The organism is Oleiphilus sp. HI0086 (assembly GCF_001635225.1).
The window spans coordinates 1-522 of sequence record NZ_LWFZ01000263.1; the positions used below are offsets into that span (position 1 = coordinate 1).

Sequence of the window (522 nt, forward strand, 5' to 3'; positions counted from 1 at the left end):
ATATTCTACTTACTTTTGACTTAAACATGTTTGCTCTATTTGATATATCATTCATTATTCCCAAGCCCCCTTAATTACTGATCGTCCAGCGAGATGGTTCGCGGCCTTTCAAGCCAGCCGCCATATCCGTTGGGAACAATTTCAATCAAATCAATCTGACCAACTCTTACATCTACAATTCGGCCATGGTTTTTACCCATATACTGCCCAACCTTGGCCATATGTACGCTCTGCAACTCATCAGCAATCAGCGCCCACAAAATATCTTGTTCATTTCGCTGAAGCGTACCAACCATTTTTAACTGCCCTAGAGAGTATGACTCCAGAACCTCAGGAACTCGATCAAAATCCGGCTTAACGTTACTTTGATCTTTTTGTATCTCTACCACGCTTACCACAACATCTTCAGGCGGCAAAAAAGGTGAACGTCTATTCGCAGCACTGTATGTAAATGCTCTATATACTTGTACTTCAGGCAAAGCCTCTATTTTTCCACGCGGCTTGGCATCAGCCTCTGCCATA

The 522-nt window shown here is 42.9% G+C and carries 1 protein-coding gene; it reads right to left on the reverse strand.

Features of this window, described 5'->3' with window-relative positions:
• Positions 1-74: 74 nt before the first annotated feature.
• On the reverse strand, positions 75-522 hold a 448-nt coding region (locus A3756_RS03390; protein WP_068552931.1), incomplete at its 5' end, for a pilus assembly protein PilP.